The sequence below is a fragment of the Solidesulfovibrio aerotolerans genome, from assembly GCF_009856865.1.
Taxonomy (GTDB): domain Bacteria; phylum Desulfobacterota; class Desulfovibrionia; order Desulfovibrionales; family Desulfovibrionaceae; genus Solidesulfovibrio; species Solidesulfovibrio aerotolerans.
In genome coordinates this window covers 196,342-216,132 of record NZ_WVUD01000001.1, presented here as the reverse complement: position 1 = coordinate 216,132, position 19,791 = coordinate 196,342, and the positions used below count along the sequence as shown (strand labels likewise).

The window sequence follows — 19,791 nt, the reverse complement described above, 5'->3', positions numbered from 1 at the left end:
GGCCTCCCGGTTTCCACGCCTGGAGCATTGACGGCCCCAGATCGAATATATATCTAAGGATCGAAGAGTTGTTACTCCTTGAGCCTTGCAGCCTGCAAAAAGGAGGAGCCCATGGCCGATGAACGCCAAGAGCGGCTCAAAAACGCCTTAAACGCGTACACAAAAAAGACCACGGCCAGCCCAAAGGCTGCCCGCGAGGCCTTGATCCTGGAGGGTATTTACACTGCTTCCGGGGAATTGAATAAGAACTACACCACGACCAAGGCCGAGAAACGTTGAGCAGACTGCACACGTCGTTTGTTCTGGGTTACCACGGATGCTTGAGAATTCCCGGAGAGAAAATTCTCTCCGGGAATTCTTTTTTTGAACCCAGCGAAAATGCCTACGATTGGCTTGGCCCAGGCGTCTATTTTTGGGAGTCCGATCCCGACCGCGCCTGGGAATGGGCCCACAACAAGGTGGCCCGAAAAAGCTGTGGCGATCCCTTTGTCGTGGGGGCGATTATCGATCTGGGCAATTGCCTCGACCTCATGGCCCAGGACAATTTAAAATTGGTCAAGTATGCGTACGAGAGTTTAAAGGCGACGCATGCTGCAGACCCAACCCTTGGAGCCTTACCGGTGAACGCTGCGTCCGGAAAGGGAGATGGCGATATGCTTTTGCGCCGGCTGGACTGCGCCGCACTGCAGCACCTCCATGTGGGATTGGAGTCGGCAGGAGAACCCCCGTTTGATACCGTGCGCGGATTATTTACCGAAGGCGGCCCGCTCTATCCTGGCAGTGGATTTCAAGCCAAAACGCACATTCAGATCGCTGTACGAACGTTGACCAATATCAAAGGCGTTTTCCGCGTGGAAAGCCCCCCGCATAGGCCGAGAAGTTAAGCAGCTCCAGGATTTCCCATGTGCCTGCCCCAGGCTGGCACATACGCGGCGCGTGGGAGGTTAAAGGCTCCCCCATGATTGAACGTGTTCGCACCAAAAAAAGCGAAGCCATAGCAATGGCTTCGCTTGTCTTAGTGGCGAAATAAAAACGGTAGCCGCTTAAAATGGCACGTCGTCCATGCCCGAGGCTTCGGACGGGAAGGCCGGGCCGGGCTCGTCGTCGGGATAGGGCTGACGGCCGCCGCCCGGCTGGGGCCGGGGCGCGCCGCCTTGGGGTCTGGGGGCACCGCCGCCGTAGCCGCCACCTTGCTGGCCGCCTTGGGGAGCGCCCTGGCCACCGGCCGCTGCCGCAGGACGCCGGGGCTGCTGCTGGGGCGCAAAGCCGTCATCGCCCATGGGCGCGTCGGCAGTCTGGCCGCCGCGTCCAGAAAGACCCTGGATCGTTTGCCCCCCCATGCCCGAAACGATTACTTCCGTGGTATATCGTTTTTGCCCTTGCTGGTCGTCCCAACTGCGCGTGCGCAAGGTGCCTTCTATGTATACAAGACTTCCCTTGGTTAAATAATTCCCGCAAAACTCGGCAGAACGGCCATAAACGGCCACGCGATGCCATTCAACTCGTTCGACCTTGTTGCCCTCGCGGTCCTTGTAGGACTCGTCGGTGGCCACGGAAAAATTAGCCACCGGCTGGCCCGAGGGCAGATAGGTCAGTTTTGGATCCTGTCCGAGGCGTCCGACAAGAATGACTTTATTGATATTACCGGCCATGGGGCCTCCTTGCTGTGGCGTAACGAATCGTTAGGGACGCGGCGCGAGCTTTTCCAACTCGGCCAGGGCGTCTTCGAGCTGGTACGAGGCCTGATCCGCGGCTTTGGCGTCGCGCTCGCCCAGCGCCCCTTCCAGGGCGGCCTTGGCGGCCATGACTTTCTCGACCCCCGGGGTCAGGGCTTTGCGCTCAGGGGCCGGCAGATCGCCCAGCCGCACCCGGTCGTCCAGGGTGGCGGCCAGTTCGACCAACCCGCGATGGCTGTCACCCGGGGTGGCCTCCACCGGCCAGGCCAGGGCGTAGAGCTTGGGATAACGCGTCTCGGCAGCTTCCTGGTCAAAAGTCTGGGCTATGACGCGGATCTGGATGTACTCGCCCATAACTACTCCTTTTCCTCCCAGTCCGTGCGAACCCGGTTGACCACGTCCTGGATAAGGTCGGTCTGGTCGGCCGGACACACGCCAACAAGAGGCGCGCCCTGGTCCACGTTCTGGTCGTGCTGGAAATAGACGGCATAGATGATGCCTTCCGGGCCTTCGTAGAGCAGCGGCTTTTCCCGCTTCATGCGCGAAACGATAAACAGTTCCAGGCCGGGTTTGACCGTCACCGAGCGCGGTCCCGAAGCCTTGACCTTTTTGTCGATGCTCGGGATGAAATAATATTTGGCCCGCTCCGGTGCGCAGAACAGATACAGCACTTTTTGCAGGATGTTGGCAATGACCTCGTCCTTGGACAGGTAGTGGCGGATGACCACCAGGGGCGTGCCGGCCTCGACAAAGCGGCCTTCCAGTTCCCGGTGCACGACGCCGACCACGCCTTTGGCGTTGGCGAAAAGGGGCTTGTCGTTATTTTCCCGGGTGAGCTTGGCCAAAAGAGTACCGGGCTTTTCGCCGAACGCACCAGTGATGCCGGTCACATGGGCACCGGTTTCGATGCCGGCAAAGGTCACCGTGCCGGTATGGGGGGCGGCCACCACGATTTCCTCGTAGGGCGCGGCCTTGATATTTTCAAGCAGGGCTTTGACGTCGATCACGAGTAGCATCCCCCGTCGGCGACTAGCGGCGCGACATTGGAAATTTACGGCTCTTTACAATGCGGCGCGAAGCGCCGCAAGCCAAATAGGAATTGCCTGTCCGGCCCGGGGCCGGGTTGTCCCCGCCGGGGCGGGCGAACAGCCAGCGCCACGCCCCCCTGAAAACGTCTCCAGTTGCAGGGGTCCGGGGGGATCATCCCCCCGGCCGCCGGAGGCATTCTTTTCTTTTCTATTCTTTTCTATTCTATCTGTAATACAAATTACGGCCGCCGATGGTCAGCAGCACCTGCTTGAGATTCTTGCGAATCTCGCGCCGGTCCCAGATGCCCTGGATATGTCCCCGGGCCAGGGCGTTATGGGCCTGATGGTAGTCCGGCGGGATATCCACCCCGGTGGTCTCGCGGATGACACCCGGGCCGGCAAAGCCGATGTTGGAAGACCGCACGGCGAACTGGTACGGCGAGCAGCCAAGGAAACTGGCCACCGGGCCGGCGTAGGAATTGGTATCGTAGAGCACCACATAGAGGCCGCCGGCTTCGATGTAGCGGCGAACGGCCAGGGTGACGCGCGGCATCTGGATGAGGCCGTTTAGGCTCTCCTGGATGCGGATGCCGGCGGTGCCGTGGACGTAGGCCAAAAACGGATAGTGGCGACGCCGCGCCCGGGCCAGGGCGCGGATGAATTTCTCGCCTTCGGCCGCACCCACCGAGCCGCCCCGGAAGGCGGAATAGAGCACGGTGGAGACGAGCTTGATGCCTTCGATCTTGGCGTCGATGGACACGCAGCCGGATTTGAGTCCGGTCTTTTTCTTGGCTGCTTCGAGCTTTTCCTCAAAGCCGGGATAATCGAGCGGATTGCCGGCTTCGATGTCGGCGTCGTAGTCAACGATGGAGCCAGGATCAAAGACGTTGCCCATGACCCACTGGTATTCCATGGGAAAATGGTGGCCGCAGTTGACGCACACGCCGGCAAAATCGCCGTAGAGATCAGGTGCCCAGAGGTCGGGGCAACCGTAGGTCTTGGCCCCGGGACAGGTGACGGCCCGATCCTCGGCCGCTTTGGGGCTGACGTAGCTCCAGCCGAATTCCTCCAGGCAGGCCCCCTGCTCGGGCTGGGACAGCTCGGTGAGCATGCGGCTTTTGGCCGGATCGCAAACGACAGGGGCGTTTTTGTCCCGGGTCTTTCGCAGCGGCGCCATGAGCTTGTGGGCGACAAGGCGCAGTTCGGCTTCCAGGTCGCCGGCGGCTTTGGCCAGATTCTTCGTGTGTTTGCGCAGGAAATCGTAGCGGATAAAGGAATAGCCCGACCACAGGACGCTTTTGGCCCGGGAGGCGATGCGCTCGCCGGACGGCCGCCCGTCGCGGTAGGCGGTCTCGGCCATGCGGCGGTATTTGCAGTAGCGCTTCCAGACGAGGCGGTCGGCGGCGGCGTCGTCGAGGGTCCAGCGCACGAACATGCTTTCGGAATCGCCGCTTTTGCGCCGCGAGGCGACCAGGGCGCGAAAAAGCTTAAAGCCCGAGATGCCGAGAAACACCTGGTCCGTGGCCTGGATGACTTCCTGGCGCAGGGTCTTGAAAAAGTCATAGTGATGGGGCCGGGCACCCAGGGCCGGTTCTTCCAGCACCTTGTCCACGTAGCCCATGCGCAGGTTGTCGGCGGCGGTGATGTTAAGCCGCTTGGCGCACTCGGCAATGAGTTCCGGGACCACGCGCTGGCCCTGGCGGATGCCGGACTCGATGGCGGCCGCGCCTTCGGGGGAGATGACGGAATAGTAGCCGCGCGAGAGCATCATGCGCACATCGGACAGGCCGATGGCCTCGGCCCCGCCGGAACCGCCTTCGGAAATAACCGACACCACCGGCACGCGCAGGCCGCCCATCTCATAGAGATTGCGGGCGATCTGCTGGGCCGCACCGGGGTAGTCCTCCACCGGAAACGCGCCCGGGGTAAAGACATAGGTGTGGATGGGGATGCGCTCGGTCTCGGCGACCTTCATATATTGCAGAGCCTTGGCGTTGCCCCAGGGCTTGACCGAGCCGCCGTTGCGAAACTCCTGGCCGTGCCCTTTTTCCTGGCCGATGACCATGACCGGCTGGTTGACGACCCTGTCGCCTTGGCGCCGGGTGATGTAGGCCCGGGCAATGAGCATGCTGGGATCGATGGAATATTCGTCCTGGCCGCCGATCTCGGTGTAGTTGTCGTAGACGTTTTCCAGAATGTCTTTGAGCGAAACCCGGGCCGGATGGCGCACGATGCGCACCATATCCATGGGCACGAGTTCGCTGTCGAGCTTGTTTTCCAGAAAGGCAAAGAGATCCTCGATCTGGCGCACCATCTGCGCCTTCTCGCCCGGGGCGGCAGCGGCCTCCCGGCTGGAAAACTCGGCGAGTCGCGCCTGCATCAGCGCGATATTGGCGTTTTCCCGGCCGCCGAAGATGTCTTTGATATAATTAAGGCGATCGGTCAGTTCGACCACGCGCTTTTCGATTTCCATAGTGCGTCTTCCCGAAAACGCCCGCTTACGATGCAGCGGACGCTAAAATTGCAGGATCGTGGAGGTTTTGTCTCGCAGGAAACGGACATTGGACTTCAGTTCCGTTCCCGTGCCATCGGCCCCGGACAGGGTCAGCTCATCGAGATAATCCACGCCCCGTTTTTTGGCCTCGGCCAGATCCTTGCCCCAGACAATGGCCAGGGCCAGGTTGGGATCATATTCGGTGGGAATCTCGTAAGGCTCGTCCATGGGGATGTGGGTATGCAGGGAGGCATAGGGCAGGGTCGGGGCCAGGAACTGGTCGATGCGGCCCACCCAGGGGGTGAACCGATTGGCCGGATCTTCGGCAATGATGCGGTATTCGATGCCCACCCCGTCAAAGGTGATGTTGGACTGGTCGTAGCCCATGGGTTCGCCAAGGCCCAGGCGGATCTGTTCGGCGATAATATTGACGCCGCCCTGGCCGCGCACGCGCGAAATGGCGGCCGACACGCCGTTTTCCACCTGGATGCGGGTGTTGACTTCCATCAGAAACGGCTGGCCCGTGGGGGAAACGATCCACTCCCAGGTACCCACGTTATCGTAGCCAACCTCCCGGGCCATGGCCAGGGAATAGCCCACGATGTCTTCCATGAGCTTTTCCGCGTCAAAGGCGTAGTCCACTTCCTGGGGGCGGAAACCCGGGGCGATTTCCACCCGTTTCTGCCGGCCGGTGGACTGGATGGTGCAGTTGCGCGTGCCGAAATGGACGATGCCGGTTCCGGTGCGGTCGGCCACGATCTGGACTTCGAGGTGGTTGAAATCGAAGATGCGCTGTTCGATCAGCACGCCCTCGTCGTGGAACTGGCGCTTGGCATAGTTGCGGATGCGCCGGTACACGGTTTTAAACTGCTCGATGTCATAGATTTCCTCGATACCCATACCGCCGCCGCCGGCCGAGGCCTTGACCAGGACCACCGAGTTGCTGATACCCTGCTCGGCCTGGAAGGCGAAAAGGGTTTCGGCGATCTCCTCGGCTTCCAGCTCGTCATAGACGGGCCGGTCCGAGCCCGGGACCGTCGGAATCGACAGGCTGCGGGCCAGACGCTTGGTGTTGATCTTATCCCCCAGCGAGCGGATGATGCGCCAGGAGGGGCCGATAAAGATCAAACTCCGCTCACGTTCGGCCACGCGCCGGGCAAAGCGGAAATCTTCGGCAAAAAAGCCGTAGCCGGGATGGACAGCGGTTGCCCCGGCATGGTCGGCCACGGCCAGGATTTCGTTGGCGTCGTGGTAGGAGCTGACGCGGTAGGCGGCGTTTGGGCCGCCAAGGGACCGGGCCAGGGCCAGATGTCCCGAAGCCTCGTCGGCCCGGGTGTAGACGCAAACAAAATCCAGGCCGAGCGAAACGCAAGCCTGGATGATGCGAATGGCTATTTCGCCCCGGTTGGCAACCAGGACTTTATGTTTTTTCGTCGACACGATCGGTCTTTTTATCCTCAGGGTTTTCGACGCCCTCGCGCGATTTGCGCAGATCGATGCGCCGTTTTTGGATTTCCAGAATCAACTTGTCGAGCCAGGCTTCCTGGCGCAGGGTCAACTCGCCAAAGGCCAGTCCCGCAAGGCCGCCCTCGGCCCGGCGGGCCAGGGTAGCCGGCAGGCCGGCAATCAACTCCCTGGGGCCGATGCACAGCGCCAGACGGCAGCTCTGCCCCAGCGCCAGCCGCCCCTCGGGATCAACCAGGGCCAGACCCGAGGCGCTGACATCATGCACGACATAGCGCGCCGCGTCGCCGTCCAGTCGGGCCACAAGCCCCTGGACACGCTCGCGATGGGCGCTGCGCTTGCCGACCTCGCCTTCGAGCTGGAACGTGACGTCCATCATACCCCGTCTCCTACTCGCCGATCCAGCGTTCCAACACAAACTCCACGCGTTGATTCCTGGCCCGGTGTTCGGGGGTGTCGTTGGGGTAGAGGGGTTCTAAATCAGCTAATCCGGTGGCTGTCAATCGGTTGGGGGCCATGCCCAGGGAGACAAGATAGCGCAAAACGGCAACCGCCCGCAACGACGATACTTCCCAGTTGTCGCGAAACCGGCTGCCGGTGCCCGGCGGCGCGTCGTCGGTAAAGCCCCGGATGTTGACCCGCTCGCCGGCCGTCTTGACAAGAAATTCAAACAGCGTCCTGAGCCGGGCCTTGCCGTCGTCAGTCAAATCGGCGCTGTCCTTGGGAAAAAGCACGCCGGTCGGGAAGGCAATGGTGATCTTGCCGGCCTCCAGGGTGGCCCCGATGACGCCGTCAAGCCCCTTTTGGGACACAAAAGAGCGGAACTGATCGTAGACCCGGCGCTGTTCGCCGATGATGCGCTGTTTGATGCGCGCCTGTTCCACCAGCACCGTCATATCGCCGGTGGAGATGGGGGCCATGGTCACGGTCTTGTCCTTGCCGCCAAGCGCTGACTTGACCGAGGAAAACGACTCCGAGAACTTCTTGACGTCCAGGCTCGACATGGAAAACAACATAATGAAAAAACTCATGAGCAGCATGGACACGTCGGCCAAGGTGACCAACCATTCGTTGGGCGTTTCAGCCTCCCCGATCTCATCGTCTTCGAAGCTGTCTTCATCGTCGGACATTACGGCGCTCCCTGGGGGCAATAAACGACGACAGCTTCTCGTAGACCAGCCTGGGATTGTTATTTTGCAGGATGCACTTGGCCCCTTCAAAAATGATGTCGAGTTGATGCGCCTCGCTGATGGTCCTGGCCCGCAGCTTGCCGGCCACAGGCAAAAAAAACAGCGTGGACAGCATGGAGCCATAAAAAGTGGTAATAATGGCCACGGCCATGGCCGGCCCGAGACTTTTGGGGTCGTCCAAACGGGTGAGCATCTGCACCAGACCGATCAGCGTGCCGATCATGCCGAATGACGGGGCAAAGCCGGCCAGGGATTTAAACACCGCCTCGCCCACGGCATGGCGGCGCTTCATGGAGCTTATTTCGATGCGCACCGTCTCGCGGATCAACCCCGGATCGGCGTTGTCGGCGATGAGCTGGCAGGCTTTTTTGAGGATAGCGTTGTCGGTCTGGATGTTTTCCAGGGCAATAAGCCCCTCGCGCCGGCTGATTTCGGCTATGCGCACCATCATTTCCACCACTTCGGCGTCGCGGACCTTGCGCGAGGAAAAAATCTGCAGCATCCCCGAAAAGGCCTGCATTACTTCGTGGATCGGAAAAGCCACACAGGTGGAGGCGATGGTGCCGCCAAGAACGATCATAAGGCTGGCGATGTCCAGAAACTCGCGCAGCGAGCCGCCCATAAAGATGGCGCCCAACACAAGGGAGATGCCTGAGGCCAGACCGAGAAACGTCCCGAAATCCATCCGTTAAGTCCATGGTGAGGTGGTTTCGGGACAGACACGACACGGAAAAGGCCTCCCCCTTCCCGATCCGCTGGTCCCATGCTACGACGACAGGCAACGGGAGTACTCTTATGTATATTAACGATGATGTAAAGCGTGCGGCCGAAGCCGCCACCGTGCGGCTTGGCCCCATTCCGGCGGGGTGCGTGGGACTGGTGACCGGCACGGGCCTGGGGGGTATCGCCGCCGCCCTGACCGAGCGCCGGGAAATCGCCACGGCCGAGCTCCCGGGCTTTCCCCGGGCCACGGCCCCCGGGCATGCCGGCGTGCTGCTGCTCGGCCGCATCGAATCCCGCCCGGTGCTCATGCTCTCCGGCCGGCTGCATCTCTACGAAGGCCACGCACCCCGCGATGTGGCCTACGGGGTGCGGCTGCTGGCCGGCCTTGGCGTCAAAACCCTGGTGCTGACCAATGCCGCCGGAGGACTCGACCCCCATTTCGCAGCCGGCGGGCTTATGCGCGTCACCGACCATATCAATCTGACCGGCCGCAATCCCCTGCTTGGCCCCAACGACGAAGGGGCCGGACCGCGTTTCCCGGACATGAGCCGGGCCTATTGCCGCCGCCTGGGTGCCCTGGCCGACCGCAAAGCCCTGGAATTGGGCCTGCGCCTGGAACGCGGCGTCTATGCCGGCGTCCTTGGCCCCTGCCTGGAAACGCCGGCCGAAACACGCATGCTGCGCCTGCTTGGGGCCGATGCCGTCGGCATGTCCACAGTCACCGAAGTCATCGCCGCGCGGCACCTGGGCCTGGATGTTCTGGCCATCTCGTGTCTGACCAACCTCAATCTGCCCGACTGCATGGACGAAACCACCCTGGAAGCGGTCATCGCCACCGCCAAGCAGGCCGAAGGCGACCTGACACGATTACTTACAGCTGTTATTCCAGAGTGTTAAGAGAGAGAAAGAGAGAAAGCGAAGAGGCCTCCGGCGGCCGGGAGGGGGTAGCCCCCTCCCGGACCCTCCCTGCCTGGGGGGCGCTTTAGCCTCAGGCAGGGCCTGAGGCTAAAGCGCCCCCCAGAAAGTGAGAAGTCGGGAAAAAAAGGCGAGAGCTTGCGGGCCGTGCCGGGTGTCCGGGGACGTGCAACCAACCGCCGGAGCAACGGTGGTTCCCGTCAAGCTGGCACTGCGACAGTGCTCGACCGATGATAGTACATTGTTACCCCACTACCCTTCGCAGCAACGCCGTTCCCTTTAACCCCTTGCCTTCAGGTGGGATTCCAAAGGGCTCAGCCCTTTGGCCGCCGGAGGCACTCTTCTGCCTTTTCTTCCCCCGCTCCCCCGGCCGGCGCGGCAAAGCCGACGGCACCGCGGCGGCCGAGCTGGCGTAGAAATTCCGCCACGGCCAGCCGGGCTTCGTCTGCATCCAGCCGATAGCGTGTCGCCAGGGCCGCGCCGATTTCCCCCACCGTGGTTTGGCCGTCGATCATGCGCCAGACAAACGTACCGACGGCGTCGAGTTCCACGGTCTTGCGCAGTACCCGTCCATCCCAGGCCCCGAACCGTCGGGCCAGCCCGGCCAGGGCCGGCCGCACCGACACGGGTACGGAGAGCTGCACCAATCCGCCGGCCGTTTCGCTGACCTGCACATCGCGGCTGGCCACCGGGGCCAGGGCCATGGCCTCGTCCCGGGTCATGACCGGTTCGGGCGGTTTTTTCGCGCTAAAGGGAAACACAGTGTGCCGCCGTTTCGGCCAGCCAGCCGGGATCGATGGGTTTGGGGGCGGCTATCGCCGCGCCGAGAAGTTTGTCGGCCGCCTCGTCGTGGCGCAGGACAGCCAGCCGGGAGGGTCGGCCGCACAGGCGCAGCAGCCGCTGGCCAAAGCCGGTTCCTTGCCGCTCAGCCAGCCACACGGCCGGGCAGCGGCCCATGGGTGTGGTGGCAGCGGCGACATCGGCATCAAAGCCGAAGCCCTGGGCGGCCAGCCGGGCCAGATGGTCCCGGGCCAGCAGCACTTCGGCCGGAGCCAGACGCAGGATATCCAGGCGGCGGCGGCCGGCGGCGAAATGCAGATTGAAACGCCCCGGGGCAAAATGGAATGAGGCGAGGAGAAATTCCGGCGGCGGCGTATAGCCCAGGCCAAAAACGGCAAAGGCCGGCGGTCCGGGCTGGTGGTGGTCCAGGCTTGCCAGCACGGCGGCGACCTCGGCCACCCGGTCGGGACTGGGGCCGGCGGCGGTGCCGTAGGCCTGGAATACGGCGGCCAGACCGCAGTCCGGGCAAAAAAGCGCCGCCCCAAGGCCGGTATGGGCACCCGTACTCCAGGCAATGGGCATGGATTCGAAGGCGGCCAGCCGGTCCAGCCAGCTCTCGGGCAAGGCCTCGGCCCGTCTGGCCCGGCCCTTGGGGGTCATGGCCCGAAAGGCGGCTTCCATGCCGTCGCGGCCGGCGTTTTGCCGCCATTTGAGTTCAAAGGCCGGGCCGGCCCCATCCTCAAAGAGCATATAGCCCAGCCCCAGGCGGGTGGGCCGCCAGGCGGACGGCACGGTCAGGCGCAGGCCGTTCCAGGCCGTGGGCGTAAAGGGGGGGGCAGTGGACGTCATGGCGGCAGTCTAGGCCATGGCCGGGGTCGGGGCAAGGCGTGGGACAGAAGGGGGCGGGGCACCGGCGGGCAGGCAGTATGACGCCGCTGCGGGTCAGGCGCAAAAGCACTGTATCCCGATCGGAACCGTATGGCACTGCAGTCGGGCCGCGGCGATGGACAGGTTGAAGGAGTGCTCTTTTTCTCTATGCGCGGCGACGGCAGAAAACCTAAAAAATGACAATATAGCAAAAATTACTAACTTGAAATGTTACAAAATCCGCTCTTTGAGCTAGTCAATTCATGCGTGATTTACAGGGAATACCGCATCCGCCCTTCACCGCGACATTTTTGGCACCTCATTACGCAGCAAAAATGTCGCAAAACGGGTTTTTTTGCCCAAACCAGGCTGCACCTCTCAAAAAAACCTTTTATTCAGGCCTGTTCCAGACAAGGCCCCAACATTGCACAGCCTACTGTGACGACAACACAACCGCACCCCCGGAGGCCCCATGTTTACTTCCTTCGATTCCTCGTAACCGGCACGGACGGCGGCACGCCGCGTGGCGGCAATCGGTGCATGGCCGACGCTCCTGTCGGTAGAACCCCAGGCTTCGGAGACAAACATGAAAAAAGGCATCCTCACCCTGCTTCTGGCCCTGTTTTTAACGACCCTGGCCTTGCCATTGACGGCTCTGGCCGACGACGCCCCGGCCCCGGTTTCCGACCCGAGCGGCGCATCCATCGGCACCGCTGCCGACGTCATCGGCGTCACCGCCGGCGCCCCCACCAAGGAAGACATGGAGACCCTGGCCGCCAAGGAACCCCTGGCCGCCAAACTGGCCGACGTCGTCGGGCACAACCGCATCGCCATCAACATGGTCTGGACGCTCATTTGCGGCTTCCTGGTCATGTTCATGCAAGCCGGCTTCGCCCTGGCGGAAACCGGCTTTACCCGGGCCAAAAACGCCGGCCACACCATGGCCATGAACATGATGGTCTACGGCATCGGCATGCTCGGCTACTGGATCTGCGGCTTTGCCCTGCAGATGGGCGGCGTCGGCGGTGTGGCCACCCTCGGCGGTGCCCAGGCCCTGGCCAACGAGTTCACCATCACCATCGGCGGCAATGACTTCGGCCTGTTCGGCACCACCGGCTTTTTCCTGTCCGGCGTGTCCTACGACGCCGTCATCTTCTCGGTGTTCCTGTTCCAGATGGTCTTTATGGACACCACGGCCACCATCCCCACCGGCACCATGGCCGAACGTTGGACCTTTAAGTCCTTCGTGGTCTACGCCTTTTTCATCTCCATGTTCGTCTATCCGCTTTATGCCAACTGGGTCTGGGGCGGCGGCTGGCTGTCGAGCCTGGGCAAGCTCTATGCCCTGGGCCATGGCGCGGTGGATTTCGCCGGCTCCTCGGTGGTCCACATGACCGGCGGTGTGGCCGCCCTGGCCGGTGGCATCGTGCTCGGACCGCGCCTGGGCAAGTACCGTGAAGACGGCACCCCCAACGCCCTGCCCGGCCACCACATTCCCATGGCCATTGCCGGCTGCTTCATCCTGGCTTTCGGCTGGTTTGGCTTTAACGCCGGCTCGACCCTGGCCGGCGGCGACCTGCGCATCGGCGTCATCGCCGTCAACACCATGCTGGCCTCGGCCGCTGGTTCGTTTTCCGCCATGCTGTACATGTGGCTGTTCTACGGCAAGCCTGACATCTCCATGGTCGCCAACGGCCTGTTGGCCGGTCTGGTCGCCATCACCGCGCCCTGCGCTTTCGTCAACTCCGTCTCGGCCGTCGCCATTGGCGCCATCGCCGGCGTGCTGCTGTGCGCCAGCGTCTTCTTCGTCGAGCGCACCTTGAAAATTGACGATCCGGTCGGTGCCATTTCCGTCCACGGCGTCAATGGTGCCTTTGGCATGCTCTGCGTCGGCCTTTTCAGCGACGGCACCTACGGTGACGCCTTAAACGGCGTGGCCGGCGGCGTCACCGGCCTGTTTTACGGCGAAGGCAGCCAGCTCATGGCCCAGCTCATCGCTATCGTCACCAACTTTGTGTTCGTCTTTATCGTCATGTATGCCTTCTTCAAGGTTCTGGACCTGATCATCCCCCTTCGTGTAAAGCCCGAACACGAACTGGAAGGATTGGATCAGCATGAAGTGGCCGTGTCCGCCTATCCGGAATTCGTCCTGCAGAAAACCCATCGTTAAGCACGGGGAATCCCATGAAAAAGATTGAAGCCATCATCAAGCCGTTCAAGCTCGACGAAGTCAAAGACGCCCTGGACGCCCTGGGCGTGCACGGCCTGACCGTCACCGAAGTGCGCGGCTACGGCCGCCAGAAAGGCCATGTCGAGGCCTATCGCGGCATCGAATACCAGGTGCAGTTTAACGCAAAGGTAAAAATCGAAGTGGTTGTGGCCGACGGGCTGGCCGAGAAGGTCGTGACCGCCATCCGCGAAACCGCCAACACCGGAGCCATCGGCGACGGCAAGATCTTTATCTACGCGCTGGAAGGCGTGGTGCGCATCCGTACCGGCGAAACCGGCGACGCCGCCATCTAGCGGCAACGCCCCTTAAGGCAGCGCGGGACATCCGCGCTGCCCCACAAACCAAACGCAGGGAACGTCGCCATGGACGTTCCCTGCGTTTGGTTGGCGGTTGACCTAAGTCATGTCCCTGTCGTCGCTCCTGTGGCAGGCTGCCCGTCAGGAGGACGCCCCATGCCCGACGAACCGACCCGGCCCACCCGGCTCCCCTACATGGCCGACATGCCCGACATGGCTGCCATGGACGAGGAAGACATCCTCGACGCCATGCGCCACCTCGGCGGCTATCTCGACATCTCCCCCACCGACGCCCTGGCCCTGTACCGCCTGGCCTTTGCCCACGCCGCAGCCCGGCTTGGCCGGGACGTGCCGGTCGCCGCAATCATGACCCGCGATCCGGTGTGCGCCGCCCCGGCCACAACCGCTCTGGCGGCGGCCCAGGCAATGGCGGCGGCCGGCGTCTCGGGCCTGCCGGTGCTGGAAGGCCGCAGCGTGGTCGGCGTGCTCTCGATCAAGGATTTGCTGCGGCTGCTGGCCCTGCCGGCCGAGGCTTCCGCAGCGGCGCTGACCGCACGCCTGCTCTCCCCCGACGCCTGCCCCGGCCCCCTGGCCGCCCCGACCCTGGGCGAAACCCCGGTTGCGGACCTCATGACCAGCCCGGCCGTGGTGATCGGCCCGGACACGCCGCGCTCGAAGGCCGCCCGCCTCATGGCCGAACAAGGGATAAACCGCCTGCCGGTGGTTGATGCCACCGGGCTGTGCGGCATCGTCAGCCGGGGCGACGTGGTGCGCTCCTGCCGCGGCGGCGACCAGGGGTGTCCTGTATGACATTTTTTACCAAAATGCGCGGCGCGGGAACACGCCCGCCCCGGGTGGGCGCAGCCGAAATCGGCTGGTCGTTTCTCGGGGCCGCAGCCGGCATCGCGGCCGTGGCTTTTCTGCACGAGCGGGTGGCCGATCCGGCCGGCCTGTCCATGCTCATCGGCTCCTTCGGGGCGTCGGCCGTGCTGCTCTACGGTGCCCCCAAAAGCCCGCTGGCCCAGCCGCGAAACCTCATCGGCGGCCATGTCCTCTCGGCCCTGGTCGGCGTGACGGTGCGCCTGGCCATTGCCTCGCCGGACTGGCTGGCCTGTTCCCTGGCCGTTGCCTTGGCCATCGCCGTCATGCACGCCACCGGCACGCTCCATCCCCCGGGTGGTGCCACGGCGCTGATTGCCGTCACCGGCGGCCCGAAAATCCTGGCTCTGGGCTACCTCTACGTCCTCTTTCCAGTGCTCTCCGGGGCGCTTATCATGCTGCTCGTCGCCGTAGTGGCCGTCAACGCGGCCCCGAACCGGCGTTATCCCGAATACTGGCTCTGACCCGGCACAGCCCAGGGACAGCCAACAACACCCGCTCGGAGGAACACCCCATGCCTGCCTGGTTTTCAAGCCGCCTGCGACAAGTGGAGGAACTGCTGGAACACATCGAGCAGCCCGAAGCCGTGCTGGATGTCCTGGCCATCCTGGAAGCCCCTCCCCTGGAACTCAACACGATCTGCCGCCTCCAACTGTATGCGGAAACCTTGCCCATGGCCCAGGAGTGTCCGCTGACGCCGGCCCAGCGGCATAGGCACTTTCTTTGGGACGCCTTTGACAAGCTGCCCTTGAGCCTGATCGTGCCGTTCGCCATTCCCTTTCGCCGCCTGCTGGCCCGGCACCTGTTCGGGGCCTGCGGAGCCGCCTTTACGGCCGAAGAAAACGTGCGCTTTAATTTCGCCCCGCTGCTGCGCGTTGGCGACGGCGTTTTCATCAACCGCAACGTCTTTCTCGACGCCAAGGGCGGCATTACGCTCGGGCATGGCGCGTCCCTGGCCGAGGACGTGCGCATCCTCACCCACCTGCACGGCGAAGCGTCGCACATCGAACGCATCTACAAGCCCGTCACGGTGGGCGATTACGCCAAGGTCTATTCCGGGGCCATGCTCTTTCCCGGCGTGACCGTCGGTCGCCAGGCCATTGTCGCGGCCGGCTCCCTGGTCGTTCACGACGTGCCGGACAACATGGTGGTGGCCGGCCGGCCGGCAACCATTTTGCGCGAGCGCCGCACCGACGGCAAGGAAGGCGCGGAATTGGACCATATCTGGTTATTTTAGGCTGATGATGCAGGAATAAAGAAAAGAAGCCTCCGGCGGCCGGGGGGGATCATCCCCCCCGGACCCCCTGAAAGGGAGAATTTTTTGAGGGGGTTGTTGGCGTTGGGCGAAACGCTGGCCGACGAAATACTGGGCAGTCGAAGATGGCGCTTGACGGAAACGCCTTTCCCGCTCCCACCCACGGCCTGTCCAGGCCGGTAGCCGGCCAGTGTGCCGGCCAACGGCCAAAACCCCTTGAAAAACTTTCCCCGATGGGGGGTCCGGGGGCCTCAGGCCCCCGGCCGCCGGAGGCTTCTTCTGTCTCTGACCTACACACCCTCTAAATCGAGTTCCAGGCGCAAGTTGTCGCGTACTACGGTATAGCGGTCGTCGGGCACGCGCTCGGTCACCCGGAACCCGGCTTTTTCATAGAGCCGGCGCGAGGCGGGCAGACCGTCCACGGTCCAGAGAAACATCCGGGCGAGCTTTTGCTCCCGGCACCAGGCCAGGGCTTGGGCGAGCAGGGCTTTGCCGACGCCACAGCCGCAGCAGGCCGGGTCCACGATAAAAAACCGTAGTTGCGCCCCTTCGGGCAGCCGGCGGCGGCCAAAGACGCTGATGGACCCGATCAGGCGGCCGTCCCGAAAAGCTGAAAGGACCAGATCGTGCCGGTCGTCGTAGCCTTCCATAAATTCCCCGAATTCACGGGCGATAAGCGCCTCAAACGGCGCGCCAGCCCCCCAGGCCGCGGCGTAGTAGCAGCCATGCAGTTCCGCCACCCGGCCGATCAACCCGGGCACGTAGCCCCGGCGGATGGTGACGCCTGATCCGGCTTGCTCTTGTTGTGGTGTCATCAGAGACTCCCTTGCAGCGGTGTGGCCCCGGCCCAGAGCTGCTCAAAGGCCAGATTGAGCATGGCGGCCACGCCCCGGTTGTGGATGACCACGGCGGTAAAGCTCGGCGGCCCGCCGGCCGGGTCTTGCATGGAAAGGAGTACGGTCTCGTCGTCGAAGGATTGCATTTTAAGCGGCAAGGTCTCGGCCAGCCGCACGGCCAGACCCTGGCTGCGCAGAGCCTGCAGCAGCGGGCCGACATCCGGGGAAGTAAGGGTGGCCGCGTCGCACAGCGCCCGGTAGTCGAGGCCGCGACCAAGCGGCGCTTCCATAAAGGTCTGATTCTGCTCCCCCGACAGGATGAGTGGTTGGGCGATCAGGGAATTAACCCGGTGCTTGGCGCTTGCGGCCAGGGCCAGGGCGCGTTGGGCGATGCGGGCCGGTCCGGTCAGCACCTCGGCATAGGCCAGGGGATCGCTCTGGCCACGCCCGCCGGCAAAGATCGGAGAGAGCGCCTCGGCCAGCCGGGCCGCAGCAGCGGCAGCTTCCCGCTTTTGCCGGGCAAGCTGCTCCCCGCGTTCGCGCACCAGCAGATCCAGGGCAATGGCCGGGGCCACGGCGGCATAGGCGCGCGGCGAGCCGTCCCGGGCCAGACACAGCCCCTTGGCGGCCAGACTCGCCAACACATCGTAGACCCGCTGCCGGGGAATGGCTCCCCGGGCGGCAGCCTCGGCCGGCGTCAGTTGCGGCCGGCCCAGCAGCGCCAGATAGGCAGCGGCCTCGTAACTGGTAAGGCCCAGCAGCGTCAGTTCCTGCGCTTCGATCATGTGTCACCACCTCCACGTGGTGACAATATTTTTGCCACCACCATCCAGTGGTGTCAAGAGCTTCAAACGCTTCAGGCAGCCCGCCGCATCTTGTCAACGGCGCATCCTGGGCGTACTCCCGCCCCTGGTCCGGGAACATGCCAACCACTTGGCCGTTGCCCCCGCCGTCGCCCAGGCCACCGGGCGTCATCAGCCAAGCCCGGACCCTATAAGGACGCAGCATGGATTTTTTTTCGCCGGCCCAGATGGTCGGCTATCTGGCCTTTGTCCTGGGTGTGACGGCCTTTGCCCAACGCATCGACTGGAAGCTCAAATCGCTTATAGCTGTGGAATGCCTGGCCTATACCGTGCATTTTGCCTTGCTTGGCAATCCCACGGCGTCGTTTTCGGCGGGCTTGTCGGCGGTGCGCATGTTTGCGTCGTTGCGCACCCGGTCGCCGTATCTGGCGGGATTTTTCCTGGCGGCCAACATCATCCTGGGGGTGTGGCTGGCCACGTCCTGGACAGCGCTGTTTTCTATCGCCGCCGGCTGCTCGGGCACGGTGGCGGCCTTTTTCCTGACCGGCATCCGGCTGCGGGGGCTCTTATTTTTCGCCACCCTATGCTGGCTGGGCAACAATATTGCCTCGGGCTCCATCGGCGGGACGCTGCTGGAATCGATTATCGCCGTGGTCAACGGCGCGACCATGTGGCGGCTGTGGAGGGAGGGGCGCACGCGTTAACGGCGGTGCCGGGGTGGCGCGGCGGGAGGGACCCACGCAGGCAAGGCAGGCTGAAGCAGGACCGAGCGGCACAAGCCGCCCGCAGCCCTACGGCTTGGCCACGAGCGACGGGCGGGCAGATTGCGCATGCCGGAGCGCGACAGACGCAACAAACTGGCGGTCTCGGGGGCGTGGCCGCCCGGATCAGACGATGGGGTCCATGGGCAGGACGAAAAAGAAGTTGTTGCCAAGATCGGTTGCTTCGTAGCCTTCCACGCCGCCGTGCAAGCGCACCACTTCGCGGATGAAATACAGACCATGGCCGGTGCCGTATTCGCCGGAAGCATTTTCGCCGCGCACGCCCTCCTCAAACAGATGGGCTGCGGTTTCCGGGGGAATGGCCGGGCCGGAGGTGAAGACGTTAAGCTTGATACCGTCGCGCCCGGGACCGAAGAAATTCTCCTTGCGCTCCCAGCCAAAGGAAATAAAGCGCCGCCGCTGGCCTGAGGCCGCGTCCACCACTTCGCGGGTGTATTTGACGGCATTGGAGAACAGGTTGGCGTAGACCTGACTGATCAGGCCAATATCCACCACCACCTCGATTTCCTGGTCAGGCACGCCGCCCAGCGACGTATCGACCTCGATGCCGCGCTCCTCAAACCGGGGCCGGTAGCGTTCCATCTGCAGGTCGATGACCTGTTTTTTAAAGTTGCAGGCCCGTTTTTCCAATACGTAGCGCCCTTCCTCGAAATGCGAGCGGCGCAGCAGGGTTTCCAGAAACAGGCTTGTCTGCTCGTAATGGGTCAGAATCTGGCGGTACTGGTCCATGAGACCCTCATGGACATAGCCCAGATCGCGCAGCAGCTTGTCCTTGGCCGCCGGCAAATCCTCGACCGGCTGGGATTCATTTTCAAAAAACTGCTTGAGCTTCCACTCGAAAAACTTGAGCAGATCAATTTTCGAGCGCAGCCGTTTGTAATACAGCTTGAAATAAATATTGGGCACAATGACGTTGTGGCCGATATCCTTGACCAGACTGCGGATAAACAGCAAATGTTCTTTATTCTTATTGGTCAGGATGCGATTATGGAGTTGGAAACCGAAACGGTTGGCGTAGCGCTCGAAGAAAAGCCGGTCATGCTCGGAGAGCTGGTCAGCCGGATAGATTTCCAGCATGCCGAACACATCTTCACGCGGCGTGAACGGCAGTTGCGAGATCAGCTCGTGATTGCCTTTGATGGGAATAAAAAGCCGGTCGTCGCGCACAACAGTCCGTTGGGGAAACGGCAGATCGCCGATCTCGCCGGCGTCGGCATCCATGCAACGGTAGGCACACCGGCGGATGGCACCGCTTTTGCTGTCGAGCACATACAGATTGCACTCGATATCAAAAAACAGTTTGGGGATGAGCAGACACACCGCATACAGGTGTTCCAGTTGCGGGAATTCCTGGGCCAGATCAAAAAAGATATTAAGCGCGATGCTTTGCTTGGCGGTAAAGTTGTAGGCCTCGTAATCATCCATCTTTTGATGAATGCGCCGAGCCACGGCGTCGATGATCTGCCGGTCGAGGACTGCGGGATCGATGGCCGCGCCGAGATCAAACCCCAAGGGGGAATCGTCGGCGTCCCAGGCGCTGGTCATTGCGGCCCCCCTCACGAAAGCGTTTCCC

The 19,791-nt window shown here is 62.9% G+C and carries 22 protein-coding genes; 9 read left to right on the top strand and 13 right to left on the bottom strand.

From position 1 onward, the window contains the following. Positions 1–111: 111 nt before the first annotated feature. Positions 112–279 carry a hypothetical protein gene (locus GTA51_RS01020; RefSeq protein WP_160957927.1) on the top strand — a complete coding sequence of 56 codons (168 nt, stop codon included), beginning with the start codon at positions 112–114 and terminating at the stop codon, positions 277–279. Beyond that, complete coding sequence (locus tag GTA51_RS01015) at positions 276–884, top strand: hypothetical protein (RefSeq protein WP_160957925.1); 609 nt, start codon at positions 276–278, stop codon at positions 882–884. Before GTA51_RS01020 ends, GTA51_RS01015 begins: the two co-directional genes overlap by 4 nt. A gap of 159 nt (positions 885–1,043) precedes the next feature. Here the strand turns inward: GTA51_RS01015 and GTA51_RS01010 are convergent, their stop codons facing one another. From GTA51_RS01010 to GTA51_RS00975, 8 genes are all read right to left on the bottom strand, one after another. Next, the gene (locus GTA51_RS01010) at positions 1,044–1,652 is read right to left on the bottom strand and encodes a single-stranded DNA-binding protein (protein WP_160957924.1); all 609 of its coding nucleotides are present in this window, start codon (positions 1,650–1,652) and stop codon (positions 1,044–1,046) included. Positions 1,653–1,682: 30 nt separating this feature from the next. Next, positions 1,683–2,030: a hypothetical protein gene (locus tag GTA51_RS01005; RefSeq protein WP_160957923.1), complete on the bottom strand. Its 348-nt coding sequence runs from the start codon at positions 2,028–2,030 to the stop codon at positions 1,683–1,685. 2 nt (positions 2,031–2,032) lie between these two features. After that, the gene (locus GTA51_RS01000; RefSeq protein ID WP_160957921.1) at positions 2,033–2,683 is read right to left on the bottom strand and encodes a biotin attachment protein; all 651 of its coding nucleotides are present in this window, start codon (positions 2,681–2,683) and stop codon (positions 2,033–2,035) included. Between the two features lie 244 nt (positions 2,684–2,927). Beyond that, entirely contained in the window at positions 2,928–5,177 is a 2,250-nt protein-coding gene (locus tag GTA51_RS00995; protein WP_160957920.1) for an acetyl-CoA carboxylase carboxyl transferase subunit alpha/beta, read from the bottom strand. 42 nt (positions 5,178–5,219) lie between these two features. Then, a complete protein-coding gene (locus GTA51_RS00990) occupies positions 5,220–6,638 on the bottom strand; it encodes a biotin carboxylase N-terminal domain-containing protein (protein ID WP_160957918.1) in 1,419 nt (472 codons plus the stop codon). Further along, positions 6,619–7,041: a PilZ domain-containing protein gene (locus GTA51_RS00985; RefSeq protein ID WP_246197872.1), complete on the bottom strand. Its 423-nt coding sequence runs from the start codon at positions 7,039–7,041 to the stop codon at positions 6,619–6,621. The genes GTA51_RS00990 and GTA51_RS00985 overlap by 20 nt, the downstream gene beginning before the upstream one ends. A gap of 10 nt (positions 7,042–7,051) precedes the next feature. After that, a complete protein-coding gene (locus tag GTA51_RS00980; protein WP_160957917.1) occupies positions 7,052–7,792 on the bottom strand; it encodes an OmpA/MotB family protein in 741 nt (246 codons plus the stop codon). Next, on the bottom strand, positions 7,779–8,537 hold the full coding sequence (locus tag GTA51_RS00975; protein WP_160957916.1) for a motility protein A: 759 nt from the start codon (positions 8,535–8,537) through the stop codon (positions 7,779–7,781). The genes GTA51_RS00980 and GTA51_RS00975 overlap by 14 nt, the downstream gene beginning before the upstream one ends. Positions 8,538–8,647: 110 nt before the next feature. Between GTA51_RS00975 and GTA51_RS00970 the strand changes: the two genes are divergently transcribed. Next, positions 8,648–9,472 (top strand): purine-nucleoside phosphorylase, encoded by an 825-nt coding sequence (locus GTA51_RS00970; protein WP_160957914.1) that lies wholly within the window; start codon positions 8,648–8,650, stop codon positions 9,470–9,472. A 332-nt stretch (positions 9,473–9,804) separates the two neighbouring features. Here GTA51_RS00970 and GTA51_RS00965 read toward each other — a convergent pair whose 3' ends face one another. Further along, on the bottom strand, positions 9,805–10,251 hold the full coding sequence (locus GTA51_RS00965) for a PqqD family protein (RefSeq protein ID WP_343039422.1): 447 nt from the start codon (positions 10,249–10,251) through the stop codon (positions 9,805–9,807). Then, entirely contained in the window at positions 10,238–11,119 is an 882-nt protein-coding gene (locus tag GTA51_RS00960; RefSeq protein WP_160957913.1) for a hypothetical protein, read from the bottom strand. Before GTA51_RS00960 ends, GTA51_RS00965 begins: the two co-directional genes overlap by 14 nt. Positions 11,120–11,723: 604 nt before the next feature. On the opposite strand from GTA51_RS00960, the gene GTA51_RS00955 reads away from it, so the two are divergent. The 5 genes from GTA51_RS00955 to GTA51_RS00935 all read left to right on the top strand — a co-directional run bounded on the left by GTA51_RS00955 (position 11,724) and on the right by GTA51_RS00935 (position 15,779). Continuing rightward, positions 11,724–13,307: an ammonium transporter gene (locus GTA51_RS00955; RefSeq protein ID WP_160957912.1), complete on the top strand. Its 1,584-nt coding sequence runs from the start codon at positions 11,724–11,726 to the stop codon at positions 13,305–13,307. A gap of 14 nt (positions 13,308–13,321) precedes the next feature. Continuing rightward, positions 13,322–13,660, top strand: a complete 339-nt coding sequence (locus GTA51_RS00950; RefSeq protein WP_160957910.1) for a P-II family nitrogen regulator — start codon at positions 13,322–13,324, stop codon at positions 13,658–13,660. Between the two features lie 159 nt (positions 13,661–13,819). Then, positions 13,820–14,473 (top strand): CBS domain-containing protein, encoded by a 654-nt coding sequence (locus tag GTA51_RS00945; protein WP_170300316.1) that lies wholly within the window; start codon positions 13,820–13,822, stop codon positions 14,471–14,473. Continuing rightward, positions 14,470–15,006 (top strand): HPP family protein, encoded by a 537-nt coding sequence (locus GTA51_RS00940; RefSeq protein WP_160957909.1) that lies wholly within the window; start codon positions 14,470–14,472, stop codon positions 15,004–15,006. The genes GTA51_RS00945 and GTA51_RS00940 overlap by 4 nt, the downstream gene beginning before the upstream one ends. Before the next feature lie 50 nt (positions 15,007–15,056). Continuing rightward, positions 15,057–15,779 carry an acyltransferase gene (locus tag GTA51_RS00935; protein WP_160957908.1) on the top strand — a complete coding sequence of 241 codons (723 nt, stop codon included), beginning with the start codon at positions 15,057–15,059 and terminating at the stop codon, positions 15,777–15,779. Between the two features lie 308 nt (positions 15,780–16,087). On the opposite strand, the gene GTA51_RS00930 is transcribed toward GTA51_RS00935, so the two are convergent. Together GTA51_RS00930 and GTA51_RS00925 are read right to left on the bottom strand one after the other, a co-directional pair. Continuing rightward, positions 16,088–16,612 (bottom strand): GNAT family N-acetyltransferase, encoded by a 525-nt coding sequence (locus GTA51_RS00930; protein WP_160957906.1) that lies wholly within the window; start codon positions 16,610–16,612, stop codon positions 16,088–16,090. Next, positions 16,612–17,418 carry a TrmB family transcriptional regulator gene (locus GTA51_RS00925; protein WP_160957905.1) on the bottom strand — a complete coding sequence of 269 codons (807 nt, stop codon included), beginning with the start codon at positions 17,416–17,418 and terminating at the stop codon, positions 16,612–16,614. Before GTA51_RS00925 ends, GTA51_RS00930 begins: the two co-directional genes overlap by 1 nt. 221 nt (positions 17,419–17,639) lie before the next feature. Between GTA51_RS00925 and GTA51_RS00920 the strand changes: the two genes are divergently transcribed. Beyond that, a complete protein-coding gene (locus GTA51_RS00920) occupies positions 17,640–18,140 on the top strand; it encodes a YgjV family protein (protein ID WP_160957904.1) in 501 nt (166 codons plus the stop codon). A 183-nt stretch (positions 18,141–18,323) separates the two neighbouring features. Here GTA51_RS00920 and GTA51_RS00915 read toward each other — a convergent pair whose 3' ends face one another. Next, complete coding sequence (locus GTA51_RS00915; RefSeq protein WP_160957902.1) at positions 18,324–19,763, bottom strand: sensor histidine kinase; 1,440 nt, start codon at positions 19,761–19,763, stop codon at positions 18,324–18,326. Between the last annotated feature and the right edge of the window lie 28 nt (positions 19,764–19,791).

Excerpts from the sequence above, each read along its gene's own strand:
- GTA51_RS01020 (WP_160957927.1), top strand. The coding sequence starts at position 112 with ATGGCCGATGAACGCCAAGAGCGGCTCAAAAACGCCTTAAACGCGTAC.
- GTA51_RS01010 (WP_160957924.1), bottom strand. The coding sequence starts at position 1,652 with ATGGCCGGTAATATCAATAAAGTCATTCTTGTCGGACGCCTCGGACAG.
- GTA51_RS01005 (WP_160957923.1), bottom strand. The coding sequence starts at position 2,030 with ATGGGCGAGTACATCCAGATCCGCGTCATAGCCCAGACTTTTGACCAG.
- GTA51_RS00995 (WP_160957920.1), bottom strand. The coding sequence starts at position 5,177 with ATGGAAATCGAAAAGCGCGTGGTCGAACTGACCGATCGCCTTAATTAT.
- GTA51_RS00985 (WP_246197872.1), bottom strand. The coding sequence starts at position 7,041 with ATGATGGACGTCACGTTCCAGCTCGAAGGCGAGGTCGGCAAGCGCAGC.
- GTA51_RS00980 (WP_160957917.1), bottom strand. The coding sequence starts at position 7,792 with ATGTCCGACGATGAAGACAGCTTCGAAGACGATGAGATCGGGGAGGCT.
- GTA51_RS00975 (WP_160957916.1), bottom strand. The coding sequence starts at position 8,537 with ATGGATTTCGGGACGTTTCTCGGTCTGGCCTCAGGCATCTCCCTTGTG.
- GTA51_RS00970 (WP_160957914.1), top strand. The coding sequence starts at position 8,648 with ATGTATATTAACGATGATGTAAAGCGTGCGGCCGAAGCCGCCACCGTG.
- GTA51_RS00960 (WP_160957913.1), bottom strand. The coding sequence starts at position 11,119 with ATGACGTCCACTGCCCCCCCCTTTACGCCCACGGCCTGGAACGGCCTG.
- GTA51_RS00955 (WP_160957912.1), top strand. The coding sequence starts at position 11,724 with ATGAAAAAAGGCATCCTCACCCTGCTTCTGGCCCTGTTTTTAACGACC.
- GTA51_RS00950 (WP_160957910.1), top strand. The coding sequence starts at position 13,322 with ATGAAAAAGATTGAAGCCATCATCAAGCCGTTCAAGCTCGACGAAGTC.
- GTA51_RS00945 (WP_170300316.1), top strand. The coding sequence starts at position 13,820 with ATGCCCGACGAACCGACCCGGCCCACCCGGCTCCCCTACATGGCCGAC.
- GTA51_RS00940 (WP_160957909.1), top strand. The coding sequence starts at position 14,470 with ATGACATTTTTTACCAAAATGCGCGGCGCGGGAACACGCCCGCCCCGG.
- GTA51_RS00935 (WP_160957908.1), top strand. The coding sequence starts at position 15,057 with ATGCCTGCCTGGTTTTCAAGCCGCCTGCGACAAGTGGAGGAACTGCTG.
- GTA51_RS00930 (WP_160957906.1), bottom strand. The coding sequence starts at position 16,612 with ATGACACCACAACAAGAGCAAGCCGGATCAGGCGTCACCATCCGCCGG.
- GTA51_RS00925 (WP_160957905.1), bottom strand. The coding sequence starts at position 17,418 with ATGATCGAAGCGCAGGAACTGACGCTGCTGGGCCTTACCAGTTACGAG.
- GTA51_RS00920 (WP_160957904.1), top strand. The coding sequence starts at position 17,640 with ATGGATTTTTTTTCGCCGGCCCAGATGGTCGGCTATCTGGCCTTTGTC.
- GTA51_RS00915 (WP_160957902.1), bottom strand. The coding sequence starts at position 19,763 with ATGACCAGCGCCTGGGACGCCGACGATTCCCCCTTGGGGTTTGATCTC.